Origin of the sequence: Pseudomonas morbosilactucae (assembly GCF_023241715.1) — a bacterium.
GTDB lineage: Bacteria > Pseudomonadota > Gammaproteobacteria > Pseudomonadales > Pseudomonadaceae > Aquipseudomonas > Aquipseudomonas morbosilactucae.
Window position 1 is genome coordinate 31,624 of the sequence record NZ_JALQCW010000023.1, and the last position, 16,716, is coordinate 48,339.

A 16,716-nucleotide genomic window follows, 5' to 3' on the forward strand; every position below is an offset into this window, starting at 1 on the left:
CATGAACGATCACAACAACGCTATCCAGTTGGACACCGCCATGACCACGACCACCATGACCATGATCCAGGCCCTGCGCTCGGCCATGGATGTGATGCTTGAGCGTGACGACAACGTCGTGGTGTTCGGCCAGGACGTCGGCTACTTCGGCGGCGTGTTCCGCTGCACCGAGGGCCTGCAGGCCAAGTACGGCACCTCGCGGGTCTTCGATGCGCCAATTTCCGAAAGCGGCATCGTCGGTGCAGCCATCGGCATGGGCGCCTACGGCCTGCGGCCAGTGGCGGAAATCCAGTTCGCCGACTACGTCTACCCGGCCTCGGACCAGATCATTTCCGAAGCCGCGCGCCTGCGTTATCGCTCCGCCGGTCAGTTCACCGCGCCCATGACCCTGCGCATGCCTTGCGGCGGCGGCATCTACGGCGGCCAGACCCACAGCCAGAGCATCGAGGCGATGTTCACCCAGGTCTGTGGCCTGCGCACCGTCATGCCGTCCAACCCCTACGACGCCAAGGGCCTGCTGATCGCCTCCATCGAAAACGATGACCCGGTGATCTTTCTCGAACCCAAGCGCCTGTACAACGGCCCGTTCGACGGCCACCACGATCGCCCCGTTACGCCCTGGTCGAAACACCCGTCGGCGCAAGTGCCGGACGGCTACTACAAAGTGCCGCTGGACGTGGCGGCCATCACCCGTCCGGGCAAGGACGTGACCATCCTGACCTACGGCACCACCGTCTATGTGTCGCAAGTGGCGGCCGAGGAAACCGGCATCGACGCCGAGGTCATCGACCTGCGCAGCCTGTGGCCCCTGGACCTGGACACCATCGTCAAGTCGGTGAAAAAGACCGGCCGCTGTGTGGTGGTGCATGAAGCCACGCGCACCTGCGGTTTCGGTGCCGAGCTGGTGTCGCTGGTGCAGGAACACTGCTTCCACCACCTGGAAGCCCCGATCGAACGCGTCACGGGTTGGGACACGCCCTACCCCCACGCGCAGGAGTGGGCGTATTTCCCAGGGCCGTCCCGAGTGGGCGCGGCGCTGCAACGGGTCATGGAGGTCTGAATGGGCACGCACGTTATCAAGATGCCGGACATCGGCGAAGGCATCGCAGAAGTGGAACTGGCGCAGTGGCACGTGAAAGTCGGCGACCTGGTGATTGAAGACCAGGTGCTGGCGGACGTGATGACCGACAAAGCCATGGTCGACATCCCCTCCCCGGTTCACGGCAAGGTGATTTCCCTGGGCGGCGAGCCCGGTGAAGTGATGGCCGTGGGCAGCATCCTGATCAGCATCGAAGTGGAAGGCGCGGGCAACCTCAAGGAGGCCGCCCAGGCCCCTGCGGCGGCAAAAGAAGCGGCGCCTGCGCCGCAGCCGGCACCCGCCGTTGCAACGCCGTCGGTGGAAAAAACCGCGCTCGAGAACAAGCCCGCCTCCTGCCGCGCGGCGCCCCAGGCGCCGGTGGCCCGAGAGGCCGACGAACGCCCCCTGGCTTCGCCGGCCGTGCGCAAACACGCCTTGGACCTGGGCATCCAGCTGCGCCTGGTGCAAGGCAGCGGCCCCGCCGGGCGCGTGCTCCACGAAGACCTGGACGCCTACCTGGCCCAGGACAGCCAACCGTCGCGCAGCCACTCGACCGCAGGCCCGGCCTACGCCGAGCGCCACGATGAAGAGCAGGTCCAGGTGATCGGCATGCGCCGTAAGATCGCCCAGCGCATGCAGGAAGCCACCCAGCGCGCCGCCCACTTCAGCTACGTCGAGGAAGTGGACGTCACCGCCGTGGAAGAACTGCGTGCCCAGCTCAATGAAAAACACGGCGCCAGCCGCGGCAAGCTGACCTTGCTGCCGTTTCTGGTGCGGGCCCTGGTCGTGGCCCTGCGGGACTTCCCGCAGATCAACGCCCGTTACGACGATGAAGCCCAGGTCATCACCCGCCACGGCGCGGTGCATGTCGGGGTTGCCACCCAAAGCGACGTCGGCCTGATGGTGCCGGTGGTGCGCCACGCCGAAGCCCGCAGCCTGTGGGGCAATGCCGAGGAAATCTCGCGCCTGGCCAAGGCCGCCCGCAGCGGCAAGGCAGCGCGGGACGAACTGTCCGGCTCCACCATCACCCTCACCAGCCTCGGCGCCCTGGGCGGCATCGTCAGCACCCCAGTGCTCAACCTGCCGGAAGTGGCGATTGTCGGGGTCAACAAAATCGTCGAGCGCCCCGTGGTGATCAAGGGCCAGATTGTGATCCGCAAGATGATGAACCTCTCCAGTTCCTTCGATCACCGGGTGATTGATGGCATGGACGCAGCGCAATTCATCCAGGCCATTCGCGGCCTGCTGGAACAACCCGCCACCTTGTTTGTGGATTGATGATCCGTGGAGCACCCATGCAACAGATTCTGAATACGCAACTGCTGATCATCGGTGGCGGCCCTGGCGGTTATGTGGCCGCGATCCGTGCCGGCCAGCTGGGCATTTCCACGATCCTGGTGGAAGGCCAGTCCCTGGGCGGCACCTGCCTGAACATCGGCTGCATCCCGTCCAAGGCGCTGATCCATGTCGCCGAGCAGTTCCACCAGACCCGCCATCACAGCCAGGGCTCGGCCCTGGGCATCGAAGTGGCAGCGCCGACCCTGAACATCGGCAAGAGCGTGGAATGGAAAGACGGCATCGTCGACCGCCTGACCACCGGGGTCGCCGCCCTGCTGAAGAAACACAAGGTCCAGGTGATCCAGGGCTGGGCCCAGGTGATCGATGGCAAGACCGTCGAGGTCAGCAGCGCCAATACCCGCATCCAGTGCGAGCACCTGCTGCTGGCCACGGGTTCGAAAAGCATCAACCTGCCGATGCTGCCCCTTGGCGGGCCGATCATCTCGTCCACCGAAGCCCTGGCGCCCAAGGCCCTGCCCAAGCGTTTGATCGTGGTGGGCGGCGGCTACATCGGCCTGGAGCTGGGCATCGCCTACCGCAAGCTGGGGGCGGACGTCAGTGTGGTCGAGGCCCAGGAACGCATGCTTCCGGCCTATGACGCCGAGCTGACCCAGCCCGTGCTGGAGTCGGTGAAACAGCTGGGCATCAAGCTTTACCTCAAGCACAGCGTCCAGGGGTTCGATGCCGCCAGCAGCACCCTGCAGGTCAGCGCGCCCGACGGCGAGACCCTGAACCTGGAAACCGACCAGGTGCTGGTGGCGGTCGGCCGCAAGCCCAACACCCAGGGCTGGAACCTGGAAGCCCTGAACCTGGACATGCAGGGCGCGGCGATCAAGATCGACAACCGCTGCCAGACCAGCATGCGCAACGTCTGGGCCATCGGCGACCTGAGCGGCGAACCTATGTTGGCGCACCGGGCCATGGCCCAGGGCGAGATGGTCGCCGAGCTGATCGCCGGCCAGCACCGCGAGTTCAACCCGGCGGCGATCCCGGCGGTATGCTTCACCGACCCGGAACTGGTGGTGGTCGGCAAGACCCCGGACGAGGCCAAGGCGGCCGGGCTGGACTGCCTGGTGTCGAGCTTCCCCTTCGCCGCCAACGGCCGAGCCATGACCCTGGAGTCGAAAAGCGGCTTCGTGCGGGTGGTGGCGCGCCGTGACAATCACCTGATTGTCGGTTGGCAGGCGGTGGGGGTCGGCGTGTCCGAGCTGTCCACGGCCTTTGCCCAATCCCTGGAAATGGGCGCACGCCTGGAAGACATCGCCGGCACCATCCACGCCCACCCCACACTGGGTGAAGCGGTACAGGAAGCGGCGCTGCGCGCACTGGGCCACGCCTTGCATCTGTAGACAGAAAAACCGGCGGCGTGAATCGGCACCCCGTGGCGGAGGAGGAAAGATCGTGAGCAGGCTAAGATTTTTGCCGTTCCCCCCATCGCCCGGGCTGCGATTTACCCCTGGAATGCAGTATTGTTGTGCCCATCCAAAAAAACGTCAGAAGCCTTGAGCCGTTGCGGCGGTTGTTAAGCGATAGAGGGTGTCATGGGTAACGAAAGTATCAATTGGGACAAGTTGGGTTTTGACTACATCAAGACAGATAAACGCTATCTGTCGCACTGGCGTGACGGCGCCTGGGACTCAGGCTCCCTGACCGAAGACAATGTGCTGCACATCAGCGAGGGCTCCACCGCCCTGCACTACGGCCAGCAATGCTTCGAAGGCCTCAAGGCCTACCGTTGCAAGGACGGCTCGATCAACCTGTTCCGCCCGGACCAGAACGCCGCCCGCATGCAACGCAGCTGCGCACGCCTGCTGATGCCCCAGGTGTCCACCGAGCAGTTCATCGAAGCCTGCAAGGAAGTGGTTCGTGCCAACGAGCGCTTCATCCCGCCCTACGGCACCGGCGGCGCCCTGTACCTGCGTCCGTTCGTGATCGGCGTGGGTGACAACATCGGCGTGCGCACCGCCCCCGAGTTCATCTTCTCGATCTTCTGCATCCCGGTCGGCGCCTACTTCAAGGGCGGCCTGACCCCGCACAACTTCCTGATCTCCAGCTACGACCGTGCGGCACCGCAAGGCACCGGCGCCGCCAAGGTCGGTGGCAACTACGCCGCCAGCCTGATGCCCGGCTCCCAGGCCAAGAAGGCCAGCTTCGCCGACTGCATCTACCTGGACCCGCTGACCCACACCAAGATCGAGGAAGTCGGTTCGGCCAACTTCTTCGGCATCACCCACGACAACAAATTCGTCACCCCGAACTCGCCATCGGTACTGCCGGGCATCACCCGCCTGTCGCTGATCGAGCTGGCCAAGACCCGTCTGGGCCTGGAAGTGATCGAAGGCGACGTGCTGATCGACAAGCTCTCGGACTTCAAGGAAGCCGGTGCCTGCGGTACCGCTGCGGTGATCACGCCGATCGGCGGCATCGAGTACCAGGAAAAACTGCACGTGTTCTTCAGCGAAAAAGAAGTCGGCCCGATCACCCAGAAGCTCTACAAAGAGCTGACCGGAGTGCAGACCGGCGACGTGGAAGCGCCAGAGGGCTGGATCGTCAAGGTCTGATCGCGCCCGGCTCCACCCAGCCCGCCCCTGCTTGCCAGGGGCGGGCTTTTTTATGCCGACAAGCCCAACTGTCAGCCTATTTCCGAGGGGCATCAGACTTATCTTGCCGAGCCAGGGTAGCGATCTATATGATAAGCGTTATCATTCGCGCCTTTCCTGCCCCGGTATCTTTTCGCCATGCCTTCACCTGCTCAAGCCAGTGCCAGCGATCTGACCCAGCTGTATCGCCAGCAACATCAGTGGCTGAAGAACTGGCTGCGCCTGCGGCTGAACTGCTCCGACAGCGCCGCCGACCTGGCCCAGGACACCTTTGTGCGGCTGCTGGCCAAGCCCGAGCCGGTGCAGATCCAGGCGCCGCGGAGCTTCCTGGCCAAGGTGGCGCAGAGCGTACTGAGCAACCACTACCGGCGCCAGAAGCTGGAGCGGGCCTACCTTGAAGCGTTGCAGCAGTTGCCCGCCCATGTCGTGCCAGACCTGGAGACCCAGGCCATCCTCCTGGAAACCCTGACCCAGCTGGATGCCGTGCTCGAACGCCTGGAGCCCGCAGTACGCCAGGCCTTTCTCTGGTCGCAGCTCGATGGCCTGGGCCATGAACAGATCGCCGAGCGCCTGCAAATCTCGGTCACCACGGTCAAGCGCTACATCGTCAAGGCCGGGGCCCAGTGCATCCTCTTCGACGACAGCCTGGGGCTCTCGTGAAACCGTCCTTGAGCACCGCGCCCCAAGCCCTCGACCTGGATATGGCCGAGCAGGCCATGCAATGGCAGCTCGACCTGCAAGAACCCGAGGTCAGTTCCGCCACCCTCGCCGCCTGGCAACGCTGGCGCCAGGCCCATCCGCAGCATGAGCAAGCCTGGCAACGGGCCGAGGCCCTGACCCAGCGCCTGCAGCAGGTGCGCAGCCAGGGCCACAGCGAACTGGCCCGCGCCACCCTGGCACCGAACCTCGGCCGCCGCCGTGCCCTCAAGCAACTGGGCCTGCTGCTGGCGGCCGGTGCCGGGGCCTGGGCCGCACGGGACACCGCCCTGATGCAGGATTGGAGCGCCGACTACAGCACCCAGGTCGCCAACAACGACGCGTCACCCTGGCCGACCAGACCCAGGTGCAGCTCAACACGGATACCGCAATCGCGGTGCGCTTCGATCAGCAGCAGCGGCGCATCAAACTGCTGCGCGGCGAGTTGCTGCTCACATTGACGCGGCAAACCTCGGCCCTGCCCCTGAGCGTTGAAACCGCCGAAGGCTGGATCGACAGCGCGTCGGCGCGCTTCAGTGTGCGCCAACAAGCCGGGCACACCGAACTGGTGGTCTACCAGGGCAACCTGACCCTGCGCCCGCGGGATACCGGGCACGCGAGCTTGTCCCTGGCAGCCGGCGAGTTGGCCCGTTTCAATCGTCACGGCCTGCTGCTGCGCCAGGCCCAAAACAACCCGCAACCGGCCTGGAGCCTGGGAATGCTGGTGGCCCAGGGGCAGCCCCTGGCGGAGTTTCTCGAGGAGTTGGGGCGTTACCGCCCGGGCCACCTGGCCTGCGACCCGAGCCTGGCCAGGCTGCCGGTTTCGGGGACCTTTCCCTTGGGCGATACCGACCGCGTGCTGTTCGCCGTGGCCGAGACCCTGCACCTGCAGGTCCGTCAATTCACACGTTATTGGGTGACCCTGAAACCCCGCACCGACCTGGGTTAAAAATATTTTTGCCTACAGGTGGTCTGTTTTTCGTGCTCGCGAGACTTAACCCCCAGAACATTCATTTGCAGGGGGAGCAACCCATGTCATTCGCCGCACAGCCACGCCGCAACCGGCCCTTTTCACTCAAGCAAAACCTCGCCGGCGCCGTAGCCCAGGGCCTGGTCTGCCTGACCGCCACCAGCACCGCCGTGCTGCTGCCGGCCTGGGCCCAGGCGGCCGAACAGGCCCAAGTGGAGTTCGACATTGCGCCGGGCAACCTGGCCGGCGCCCTCGCCCGTTTCGGCCAGACCGCGCACATTCTGCTGTCCTACCCGGCGACCCTGACCGAAGGCCGCAGCAGCCCCGGCCTCAAGGGCCGGTATGCAGTCGACAGCGGCTTGACCCTGCTGCTGGCCGGCACCGGCCTGCAAGCCGTGCGCGGCGCCAATGGCAACTACTCCCTGGAAGCCCGCAGCGCAGACGGCAGCCTGGAACTGAACCCGGTGTCGATCTCAGGCAAGGCACCAGGCTCCATCACCGAAGGCACCGGCGAGTACACCACCTACTCCTCCAGCAGCTCGACCCGGCTCAACCTGACGCCCCGGGAAACCCCACAGTCGATCACCGTAATGACCCGCCAGCGCATCGACGACCAGAACCTCAGCACCCTGACCGACACCCTGGAAGCCACCCCGGGCATCATCGTCACCCGCGACGGCCTGGGCGCGGAAACCGACAGCTACTGGTCCCGCGGCTTCGCCATCCAGAACTACGAGATCGACGGCGTGCCCACCAACACCCGCCTCGATAACTACTCCCAAAGCATGGCGATGTATGACCGGGTGGAAGTGGTGCGCGGCGCCAGCGGCCTGATCAGCGGCATGGGCAACCCGTCGGCCACCATCAACCTGATCCGCAAGCGCCCCACCAGCGAGGCCCAAGCCAGCATCACCGGCCAGGCCGGAACCTGGGACCGCTATGGCGGCGGCGTCGACGTCTCCGGGCCACTGACCGACAGTGGCAATGTGCGCGGGCGCCTGGTGGCCGACTACAAGACCGAAAGCGCCTGGGTCGACCGCTTCAAGCAAAAGACCCAACTGATGTACGGCATCAGCGAGTTCGACCTCACCGAAGACACCCTGCTGACCCTGGGCTTCAGCTACCAGCGCACCGACGTCGACTCGCCGCTGCGCACCGGCCTGCCCACGCGCTTCAGCACCGGTGAACGCACCGACTTCAAGCGCTCCACCAACACCGCGCCGACCTGGTCCTACAACGATCACCAGCAAAGCAGTTACTTCGCCTCCATCGAGCAGCAACTGGGCAACGGCTGGAGCGGCAAGATCGAGTTCACCCACGCCGAGAACCAGTTCGACGAGGTGTTCAACTTCGCCATGGGCGACGTCAACAAGGACGGCAGCGGCGCCACCCAGTTGCCGGTGCGCTTCTCCGGCACCCCGCGCCAGGACAACCTCGACCTGTACGTCACTGGCCCCTTCAGCCTGTTCGGCCGCGAGCACGAGCTGATCGGCGGCGTGACCCTGTCCCAGTACAAGGAGCGCACGCCCAACTGGGGCGGCTGGCGCTACGACTACGCCGGCTCCCCGGCCGGGGTCATCGACGACCTGAACGACTGGGACGGCCACTCGCCCAAACCGGAGTTCACCGTCAGCGGCAAGTCGGCGATGGATGAAAACCAGTACGCGGCCTACCTGACCTCGCGCTTTCGCCTGACCGACGACCTGAGCCTGATCCTCGGCAGCCGGGTCATCGACTGGAAACGCGACACCACCGACAGCCCGTACGGCGGCACCGAAACCCAAGTCAATCGCGAAGAGAACGGCGTGTTCATTCCCTACGCCGGGGTGGTCTACGACCTGGGCGACACCTGGTCGGTGTACGCCAGCTACACCAGCATCTTCAACCCCCAGGCGTCCTGGGTTCGCAGCGAAGAGAACAAGCCCCTGGACCCGATGGAAGGCAAGGGTTATGAGCTCGGGATCAAGGGCAGCCACTTCGACGGCCGCCTGAATTCCAGCCTGGCGCTGTACAAGCTGCAACAGGACAACCTGGCGATCTGGCAACACGACAACGTCTACAGCGCCGAGCAAGACACCACCTCCAAGGGGGTGGAGCTGGAATTCAACGGCGAACTGGCCGAAGGCTGGCAAGCTTCGGCGGGCTACACCTACTCGGTGACCACCGATGCCGATGACCAGCGCATCAACACCGGCCTGCCGCGCAACAGTTTCAAGACCTTCACCAGCTACCGCCTGCACGGACCGCTGGACAAGCTGACCGTGGGCGGCGGGGTCAACTGGCAGAGCAAGGTCGGCAACGACCTGCACACCTTTACCCAGGGCAGCTACGCCGTCACCAACCTGATGGCCCGCTACGACATCAGCCGCAACCTCAGTGCCTCGCTCAACCTGAACAACCTGTTCGACCGCGAGTACTACAGCAACGCCGGCCTCTACGGGAACTACGGCGCACCGCGCAACCTGATGACCAGCTTCAAGTACAGCTTCTGAGGCCGGCCCGGCCCCAGGCAAGTTGAGTGGTCATACTGCAGTCCCGCCCTTCGCCCCGGCGAAGGCGGGCTTGCCAGGCTACAACCGCCCCTCCAGCAGCTCCAGCACCTGTTGCAAGCCATTGACGACCAGAAGCGCCGTCTGCGCAGCCATGAAGGTATAGAGACAACTGACCACCAGCACCGAGAGTTCGAACCAGACGAACATCGGCCAGTTGCTGGCACGCAAGGGTCGCCCGCGCATCAGCTCTTCCACCTTGTTGCGTGGAAGGTGATAGACGATCTCGAAAATCTTCGTCTCGCGAAAGTTGCTGACCACGCTGTACACCAGGGCCACCACGGTCAACCCGGCCATCCACCAAAACATCATGAGCTGCACGTTATTGTGCGGATCTTCGTTGAGGCTGACGCTCTGCTGAAAAAAGTGCAGGCCAATCCCCGAAACCAGGGGCAATACGATGCCGAAATAGATCAGCAGCCCCAGGCAGGCCATGGCGATGCCGCTGGCAAAGACACAGGCGCGGATCACCCGAGCGAGAAAGCCCGGAGAAAACTTCGAGTAGGCCCGCTGCGTTTCAATCACCAGCAAGGGGATGAGCATGGTCAGTACCCCGACCGCGATATCTACCCCCTTGAAGCCCGTTTTGGGCAACAGCAACGCCGCCAGGAACGTCATCCCGCGACTCCCCACACGCCACAGCATCTTGGCGTCGTCGCTCACGGTCTTCGACCAGAACTCCTCGGTAATGCCCTTGCCATCATCCATCCGTGACGCTCCTTGATCGTCCATTTCAAATCGGCCCTTGGGGCCCGCTACCAATACGTTTGCCACGGCGGTTGACCACCTGGCTGGCCTGCCCATCCCGCTGCTTGCCGTGGCGGGCTTCGCTGATCAGCCCGGGAATCAGCGGCCCTTCCGGCAGGTTCTTCCAGAAGCGTGCCGGGAAATGCCCTTGCATGACCTTGGGGTTGAGCCGTGCGGGGTTGAAGATGTGGCTGTAGTAGGCCAGCCACATCTCGCCGCCGGGGTCTTCGACGCTTTGTGCAAGCTGCTGCCAGGCCTGCGGGCACTGGCGGTGCACAATCAGTTCATGGCCGTCGTAATACACCCCGTCCCGGGGCGTGGCGATCATCCAGCGATGCCGGCCCATGCGCCCGATAAAGTGCTCGCTGGCGCTGGCCAGGATGTCATGGGCCGGCTCATGCCAGGCCACGTAGTGCGGCTGCACCAGCTCGACCTCTGCCCCTTGCAGCATTTGCGGACAGGGTGGCACCGCGACAAAACGCACAAACGCATGCAGGTGATGCGCCTCGCGACTCACCTGCTTGATCCGCCGCTGCAACTCGCTGCCCAGTTGATCGCCGCTGAGCATGGCCGTGCGATCACCGTGGCTGACCCGCCACAGCACCTCGTACAACAGGCTCCAGCGCTGCTCACCGCGATAACAGGCGGCGCGCTCCAGCAGGCCGAGCAAGGCCTGGGGAATTCGCGCCTGGAACGGCCCCATCCCGGGCGGGCATTCTTCATCGGTGGCAAACAGGTCCTGCACCTGGGCATCGGACCAACTGACCCGGCTCGGGTCAATGGAATGGCTGAGCAACCAGCGCGCTTGCTGGCGCCAGGTGGCGAACAGCTCGTCGCAGTCCAGGCGAATCATCCCCACAGCCCCATTTGCTGCGGTTGCGGCCGCTCGCGCAATTGCTGATAGAGCAGCGTGCTGCTGGTTTCGGCCTGTTGCGGGTGGTAATCGCTGGTGATGAAAAACGGCTTGGCCTTGCTCAGCACGCAGCGCATGCGGGCCAGGTCTTCGTAGCGAATTCGCCGCTCCCGGCGCAGTTCCACCAGGCGCTGGGTGGTGCGCAGGCCGATGCCGGGGATGCGCGCGATCAGGCTCGGCTCGGCGCGGTTCAGGTCCAGGGGGAAGACGCTGCGGTTGTCCAGGGCCCAGGCCAGCTTGGGGTCCATGTCCAGGGCCAGGTGCCCCGGCCCCTTGAGCAGCTCGTCGGCCTTGAAGCCGTAACTGCGCAGCAGGAAATCCGCCTGATACAAGCGGTGCTCGCGCATCAGCGGCGGCGCGGCCAGAGGCACGCTTTTCGGGCTGTTGGGAATGGGGCTGAAGGCCGAGTAGTAGACCCGGCGCAGGCGGAAGTCGCCGTACAGGCTTTCGGCGCTGTGGAGGATGGTGCTGTCGTCGGTGTCGTCGGCACCCACGATCATCTGGGTGCTCTGCCCCGCCGGGGCAAAACGCGGGGCCCGCGGCTCATTGAGCACTGTTTGCTCGCCGGTGTAGATGGTGCCCATAGCCCGCTTGATCGAGCCCAGTTGTTTTTCCGGGGCCAGGCTCTGCAGCCCCTGGTCGGTGGGCAGTTCGATGTTGACGCTGAGGCGATCGGCGTAACGCCCCGCTTCGGCGATCAGCAGCGGGTCGGCTTCGGGGATGGTTTTCAGGTGAATGTAACCGCGGAACTCGTGCTCTTCACGCAGCAACTTGGCGACCCGCACCAACTGTTCCATGGTGTAGTCCGCCGAGCGGATGATGCCGGAGCTGAGGAACAGCCCGCTGACGCAATTGCGCCGGTAGAAATCCAGGGTCAGGGTCACCACCTCCTCAGGGCTGAAGCGCGCCCGGGGCACGTCGCTGGAACGGCGATTGACGCAGTATTGGCAGTCGTAGAGGCAGAAGTTGGTGAGCAGGATCTTCAGCAGCGAGACGCAACGACCGTCTGGCGTGTAGCTGTGGCAGATGCCCATGCCATTGGTCGAGCCCAGCCCGGACTGGCCGGCGGAGCTGCGTTTTGGCGCACCGCTGCTGGCGCAGGAGGCGTCGTATTTGGCCGCGTCGGCGAGGATGCTCAACTTGTCGATCAGCTGCATGACGATTCTCGATACTGGGTTTATATACAGTAAAGAGTTGCACTGGGCCGTTCAAGCGAGCATTGCCTGGCTCGGCAAAAAAAACCGCCCAGCGCCCCAAAGGGCGATGGGCGGTCAGGGGCTACAGGTACTTCAACCAGGCGATGTCCCGGCGTCGTGCCTTCAACGCCGAGAACCAGCGCACCGGCGGGTACAGCGCCACCGCCAGCAAGGCCGAGACCAGCCACACGGCCCAGATGCCGTCGAAGCCGAAGTACTGGCCCTGGTTCAGGCCAAACAGCGTCACGCTCAGCAGGTACAGGACCTTGAGCACATACAGGTGCAGCAGGTAGAAGAACATCGGTGCCGACCCGAACACCGTCAACGGCCGCATCCAGGCACTGCCCTGGCGCCGCTCTAACCACAGCAACAGCAACAGGCCGACGCTCAGGGTCAGGGTGATGAACAGCAAGGACGGCGGGTACTTGGTGATGTTGAAGAAGCCCATCAGGGCCTGCATCGCGCTGTCCGCCTGGGCCATGGGCTTCTCGCCATAACCGTTGACCAGGCGCAGGACGATAAAGCCCAGCAGGCCGGCCACACCGCACAGCCACAAACGCCGTTGACGCAGGGCCGCGTCCGCCCCGCGAGCAAACCACGGGCCCAGGGCATAACCCAGGCCGATCACGCCGATCCACGGCAGCACCGGGTAGGACGTGCGCAGGCGCAAGGTGTCGGAAAACTCGATCCAACCGCGGTCATGCAACACCGCCCACGGCACATGCAGGGCCGACTCCAGGGGAAAGTGCAGGCCGTCCAGCAGGTTGTGCCCGGCAATGATCCCCACACTCAGCACCAGCAACAGCGCCCGGGGCAGCCAGACCATGGCCGACAGGGCCAGCATGCTCAGACCGATGGCCCAGATCACTTGCAGGTAGATCACCGTGGGCGGTAGCTGGAAGGTCCAGGCAAAGTTCACCAACGTGATTTCCAGCAGCACCAGGAACAGGCCGCGCTTGAACAGAAAGGCGCAGACATCCGCCTTGCCCGCGTACTTCTCACCGAACAGATACGCCGACAGCCCCGTGAGCAAGACAAACACCGGCGCACACAGGTGGGCCAGGGTCCGGCTAAAAAACAGCGACGGCTCGGTGCTGGTGACATCCATGGGGTCGATCACCTGGCGATGCAGGAAAAAGGTTTCGCGGACATGGTCAAGCAGCATGAAAACGATCACCAGCCCGCGCAATGCATCAATGGAAAGCAGGCGGCCGGCAGCGGTGCCGGAGTGAGGGACAGCAGCGTGTGTCATGGGGGTTTCGCAACGCAGAGGGTGGATTAAGACGCCCCGCCGGAGCGGCCAGGGGCAAACGGCGGTTACTCTATAACATTTCAGTGGCAATTCGTAGCGATTCTCAACGCCTTTTACTCAGCCGTGCGGCAGCGCAGCCGCCGCTGGCCAAAAACAAGCGTGGTCTGACGTCTGCCTATCCTTTACCATGCTGCCCGCCGGTTTCCGCAAGGAAATAATAGGGAATCCGTCAGCCTCCAAGCGAGCGCTGAAACGGAACTGCCCCCGCAACTGTAGGCGCCGAGCCTGCTCCCGAAGCATGCCACTGGGTCACCCCGGGAAGGCTGGAGCCAGGTGATGACGCGCCAGTCAGGAGACCTGCCGGCCAGCGTCATCAACTAACCGGCGGGGTGTCCGGGAAGGACATCCGTCGGCCGGTCTGCAACGACTCGATCCGCTGTACCCGGGCTTTTTTCGCCCGCGGCGTGGGATGTGTTTTCCAAACCTGTGCGCTCCGCCTGTGCACGCGTTCGAATGGAGATCGCCTTTCATGTCCCTGCCCCGCCTTGCCACCCTGCTGGCCGCTGCCGGCTTCAGCTCCCTGGCCCTCGCCGCCCCGGCGACCCAGTACCCCTTGACCGTGGAAAACTGCGGCGCCCGCCTGACCTTCAACCAGGCCCCGGCCCGCGCCGTGACCATCGGCCAGTCCGGCACCGAGATGCTCTACGCCCTGGGGCTGGGTTCGAAACTGGCTGGCACCTCCCTGTGGTTCAACGACGTGCTGCCCGAGTTCAAGACGCAGAACGACGCCGTGGAGCGCCTGGCGGACAACGACCCGAGCTTCGAGTCGGTGATCGGCAAGCGCCCTGGCCTGGTGGCGGTGCAGTTCGAATGGATGGTCGGCGCCCAAGGCGTGGTCGGCACCCGGGAGCAGTTTGAAGAACTGAAAATCCCGGTGTACCTGATGCCGTCGGACTGCGAAGGCAAGGACAACCTCAGCGGCGCCGACGGCACGCGCCTGGAAACCTTCCGCATCGACAGCCTGTACAAGAGCATCGAGCAACTGGCGCAGATCTTCGACGTGCAAGCGCGCGGCGAACAACTGGTGGGCCAGCTCAAGGCCCGCCTCGCCGCCGCCGTGGCCAAAGCGGCACCGGCTCAGGGCCAGGCGCCCTCCGCGGTATTCTGGTTCTCCAGCGCCGACCTCGATATCGACCCTTACGTGGCCGGGCGCAAGGGCATTCCCGACTTTATGCTCAACACCCTGGGCATGCGCAACGTCATCGAATCCGACGAGGAATGGCCCACTGTCGGCTGGGAAACCATCGCCAAGGCCAACCCGACCTTCCTGATCATCGCCCGCATGGACCGCCGTCGCTTCCCGGCCGATGACTACCAGAAGAAGTTGCAATTCCTCAAGAACGACCCGGTGACCCGCAACATGGACGCGGTGAAACACGACCGCATCCTGATCATTGACGCCCACGCCATGCAGGCCAGCCTGCGCCTGTTCGACGGCATCGACGCCCTGGCCCAGGCCAGCCAGCGCCTCCAGTCGCACCCATGAGTGCCCTCGGCGTCGCCCGGGCATGCGCGCCGCTGCTCGGGCACGGCCTGTGGGTCAGCCTGGTGTTGCTGCTGGCAGTCCTGGCGGCGGTGAGCATCGGCGAAACCCACATCGACCTGCAGGTGGTGCTGCAGGTCCTGGCCAACAAACTCTGGGACGCCGGCCACGTGCTGGATCCCATCGATGAAGGCATCGTCTGGAACTACCGCCTGGCCCGGGCCCTGGTGGCCGCCGCCTGCGGCACCGGGCTGGCGCTGTCCGGGGTGGTGCTGCAAGCCCTGCTGCGCAATCCCCTGGCTGACCCTTACCTGTTGGGGATTTCCGCCGGGGCGTCCACCGGCGCCGTGCTGGTGGCGATTCTCGGCTTGGGGGCCGGCGCGCTGTCACTGTCGGCCGGGGCCTTTTTCGGGGCCGTGGCGGCGTTTACCCTGGTCACCCTGCTGGCCCGCAGCGCTCGTGGTGGCGCGGCGGCCGGGCAAATCATCCTCGCCGGCATCGCCGGTTCGCAGTTGTTCAACGCCCTGACTTCCTTCCTGATCACCAAGTCGGCCAGCGCGGAACAGGCCCGGGGCATCATGTTCTGGCTGCTGGGCAACCTCAGCGGCGTGCGCTGGTCATCGGTCAGCCTGGCGCTGCCGGTGGTGCTACTGGGCCTGGTGCTGTGCCTGTGGCATCGCCGCGCGCTGGACGCCTTCACCTTTGGCGCCGACTCGGCCGCGGCCCTGGGTATTCCGGTGCGTCGGGTGCAGATCCTGCTGATCGCCAGCGCCGCGCTGATGACCGCGGTGCTGGTGTCCATCGTCGGCTCCATCGGTTTTGTCGGCCTGGTGATCCCCCACGCCATGCGCCTGCTGGTGGGCCCGCGGCATGGCCGGCTGCTGCCCCTCAGCGCCCTCAGCGGCGCCCTGTTCCTGATGGCCGCCGACGTGTTGTCACGCACCCTGATCAAGGGCCAGGTGTTGCCGATCGGCGTGATCACCGCCTTGATCGGCGCCCCGGTCTTCGCCCTGATCCTGATCCGCGGGAGCCACGCCCGATGAACGCCTTGAACCCCCAATCCCGGACCACGGTGCTGGCCTGTTCGGGCCTGAGCTATGCCATCAAGGGCCGACCGCTGCTACAGGACATCGACCTCAGCGTCCGCGCTGGCGAAACCCTGGGCATCGTCGGCCCCAACGGCTCCGGCAAATCCACCCTGCTCAAGCTGCTGTCGGGCATTCAGCGGCCCCAGGCGGGCGAAGTGCGGTTGATGGAGCAGCCCCTGGCCCGGCTCGGCCGGCGGCAGATCGCCCAGTGGCTGGCGGTGGTCGAGCAGCAGGCCAGCACCGACGACGCCATCAGCGTGCGCGACGCCGTAGAGTTGGGACGCACGCCCTGGCTGTCGGCCCTGACCCCCTGGAGCACCGAGGATGACGCAATTGTCCGCGAGTCCCTGGAGGCGGTGGCCATGCTGCCCCTGCAAGGGCGCAGGTGGCACAGTCTGTCCGGCGGCGAACGCCAGCGGGTGCACATTGCCCGGGCCCTGGCCCAGCGGCCGCGGGTCCTGCTGCTGGACGAGCCCACCAACCACCTGGATATCCAGCAACAACTGAGCATTTTGCAACTGGTCCAGCACCTGCCGGTGACCACGGTGATCGCCCTGCATGACCTCAACCAGGCCCTAGGCTGCGACCGCCTGGCGCTGATGCAGGGCGGCCGCCTGGTGGCCCTCGGCAGCCCCACCGAGGTGCTGACCCCGGAACGCCTGCACAGCGTATTCGGCGTGCGCGGCCACTTCATCATCGACCCCCTGGATGGCAGCCGCTTCCTGCGCCTGCGTTCCCACTGACGC

General features: G+C 65.0%; 15 protein-coding genes and 1 riboswitch. Of the genes, 11 read left to right on the forward strand and 4 right to left on the reverse strand.

Features of this window, described 5'->3' with window-relative positions; translation table 11 throughout:
* The first annotated feature begins 1 nt into the window (after position 1).
* The 8 genes from M1B34_RS11250 (at position 2) to M1B34_RS11285 (ending at position 9,174) form a co-directional block, all read left to right on the forward strand.
* Positions 2-1,060, forward strand: coding sequence for an alpha-ketoacid dehydrogenase subunit beta (locus tag M1B34_RS11250; RefSeq protein ID WP_123331973.1), 1,059 nt, complete (start codon positions 2-4; stop codon positions 1,058-1,060).
* Complete coding sequence (locus M1B34_RS11255; RefSeq protein WP_268265172.1) at positions 1,061-2,356, forward strand: dihydrolipoamide acetyltransferase family protein; 1,296 nt, start codon at positions 1,061-1,063, stop codon at positions 2,354-2,356. It begins immediately after the preceding gene.
* Positions 2,357-2,373: 17 nt separating this feature from the next.
* Entirely contained in the window at positions 2,374-3,765 is a 1,392-nt protein-coding gene (gene lpdA / locus M1B34_RS11260; RefSeq protein ID WP_268265173.1) for a dihydrolipoyl dehydrogenase, read from the forward strand.
* A gap of 192 nt (positions 3,766-3,957) precedes the next feature.
* Positions 3,958-4,977, forward strand: coding sequence for a branched-chain amino acid aminotransferase (locus tag M1B34_RS11265; protein ID WP_123331967.1), 1,020 nt, complete (start codon positions 3,958-3,960; stop codon positions 4,975-4,977).
* 177 nt (positions 4,978-5,154) lie between these two features.
* On the forward strand, positions 5,155-5,676 hold the full coding sequence (locus M1B34_RS11270; RefSeq protein WP_268265174.1) for a sigma-70 family RNA polymerase sigma factor: 522 nt from the start codon (positions 5,155-5,157) through the stop codon (positions 5,674-5,676).
* Positions 5,673-6,173 (forward strand): DUF4880 domain-containing protein, encoded by a 501-nt coding sequence (locus M1B34_RS11275; RefSeq protein WP_268262152.1) that lies wholly within the window; start codon positions 5,673-5,675, stop codon positions 6,171-6,173. Before M1B34_RS11270 ends, M1B34_RS11275 begins: the two co-directional genes overlap by 4 nt.
* On the forward strand, positions 6,080-6,661 hold the full coding sequence (locus tag M1B34_RS11280) for a FecR domain-containing protein (RefSeq protein WP_268262153.1): 582 nt from the start codon (positions 6,080-6,082) through the stop codon (positions 6,659-6,661). Before M1B34_RS11275 ends, M1B34_RS11280 begins: the two co-directional genes overlap by 94 nt.
* A gap of 83 nt (positions 6,662-6,744) precedes the next feature.
* On the forward strand, positions 6,745-9,174 hold the full coding sequence (locus M1B34_RS11285) for a TonB-dependent siderophore receptor (protein ID WP_268265175.1): 2,430 nt from the start codon (positions 6,745-6,747) through the stop codon (positions 9,172-9,174).
* Positions 9,175-9,252: 78 nt separating this feature from the next.
* Here the strand turns inward: M1B34_RS11285 and M1B34_RS11290 are convergent, their stop codons facing one another.
* From M1B34_RS11290 to M1B34_RS11305, 4 genes are all read right to left on the reverse strand, one after another.
* Positions 9,253-9,939 (reverse strand): hypothetical protein, encoded by a 687-nt coding sequence (locus tag M1B34_RS11290; RefSeq protein ID WP_268265176.1) that lies wholly within the window; start codon positions 9,937-9,939, stop codon positions 9,253-9,255.
* A gap of 25 nt (positions 9,940-9,964) precedes the next feature.
* On the reverse strand, positions 9,965-10,831 hold the full coding sequence (locus M1B34_RS11295; RefSeq protein ID WP_268265177.1) for a TIGR03915 family putative DNA repair protein: 867 nt from the start codon (positions 10,829-10,831) through the stop codon (positions 9,965-9,967).
* Entirely contained in the window at positions 10,828-12,048 is a 1,221-nt protein-coding gene (locus tag M1B34_RS11300; protein ID WP_123331955.1) for a putative DNA modification/repair radical SAM protein, read from the reverse strand. Before M1B34_RS11300 ends, M1B34_RS11295 begins: the two co-directional genes overlap by 4 nt.
* A gap of 121 nt (positions 12,049-12,169) precedes the next feature.
* Positions 12,170-13,339: an acetyltransferase domain-containing protein gene (locus M1B34_RS11305; protein ID WP_268265178.1), complete on the reverse strand. Its 1,170-nt coding sequence runs from the start codon at positions 13,337-13,339 to the stop codon at positions 12,170-12,172.
* A gap of 181 nt (positions 13,340-13,520) precedes the next feature.
* A riboswitch (cobalamin riboswitch) is annotated at positions 13,521-13,718 on the forward strand.
* A 150-nt stretch (positions 13,719-13,868) separates the two neighbouring features.
* On the opposite strand from M1B34_RS11305, the gene M1B34_RS11310 reads away from it, so the two are divergent.
* From M1B34_RS11310 to M1B34_RS11320, 3 genes are read left to right on the forward strand one after another with little or no spacing between them, the layout of a single operon-like run.
* Positions 13,869-14,885, forward strand: coding sequence for an ABC transporter substrate-binding protein (locus M1B34_RS11310; RefSeq protein WP_268265179.1), 1,017 nt, complete (start codon positions 13,869-13,871; stop codon positions 14,883-14,885).
* Positions 14,882-15,925: a FecCD family ABC transporter permease gene (locus tag M1B34_RS11315; RefSeq protein WP_268265180.1), complete on the forward strand. Its 1,044-nt coding sequence runs from the start codon at positions 14,882-14,884 to the stop codon at positions 15,923-15,925. The genes M1B34_RS11310 and M1B34_RS11315 overlap by 4 nt, the downstream gene beginning before the upstream one ends.
* A complete protein-coding gene (locus M1B34_RS11320) occupies positions 15,922-16,713 on the forward strand; it encodes an ABC transporter ATP-binding protein (protein WP_268265181.1) in 792 nt (263 codons plus the stop codon). The genes M1B34_RS11315 and M1B34_RS11320 overlap by 4 nt, the downstream gene beginning before the upstream one ends.
* Positions 16,714-16,716 lie beyond the last annotated feature (3 nt).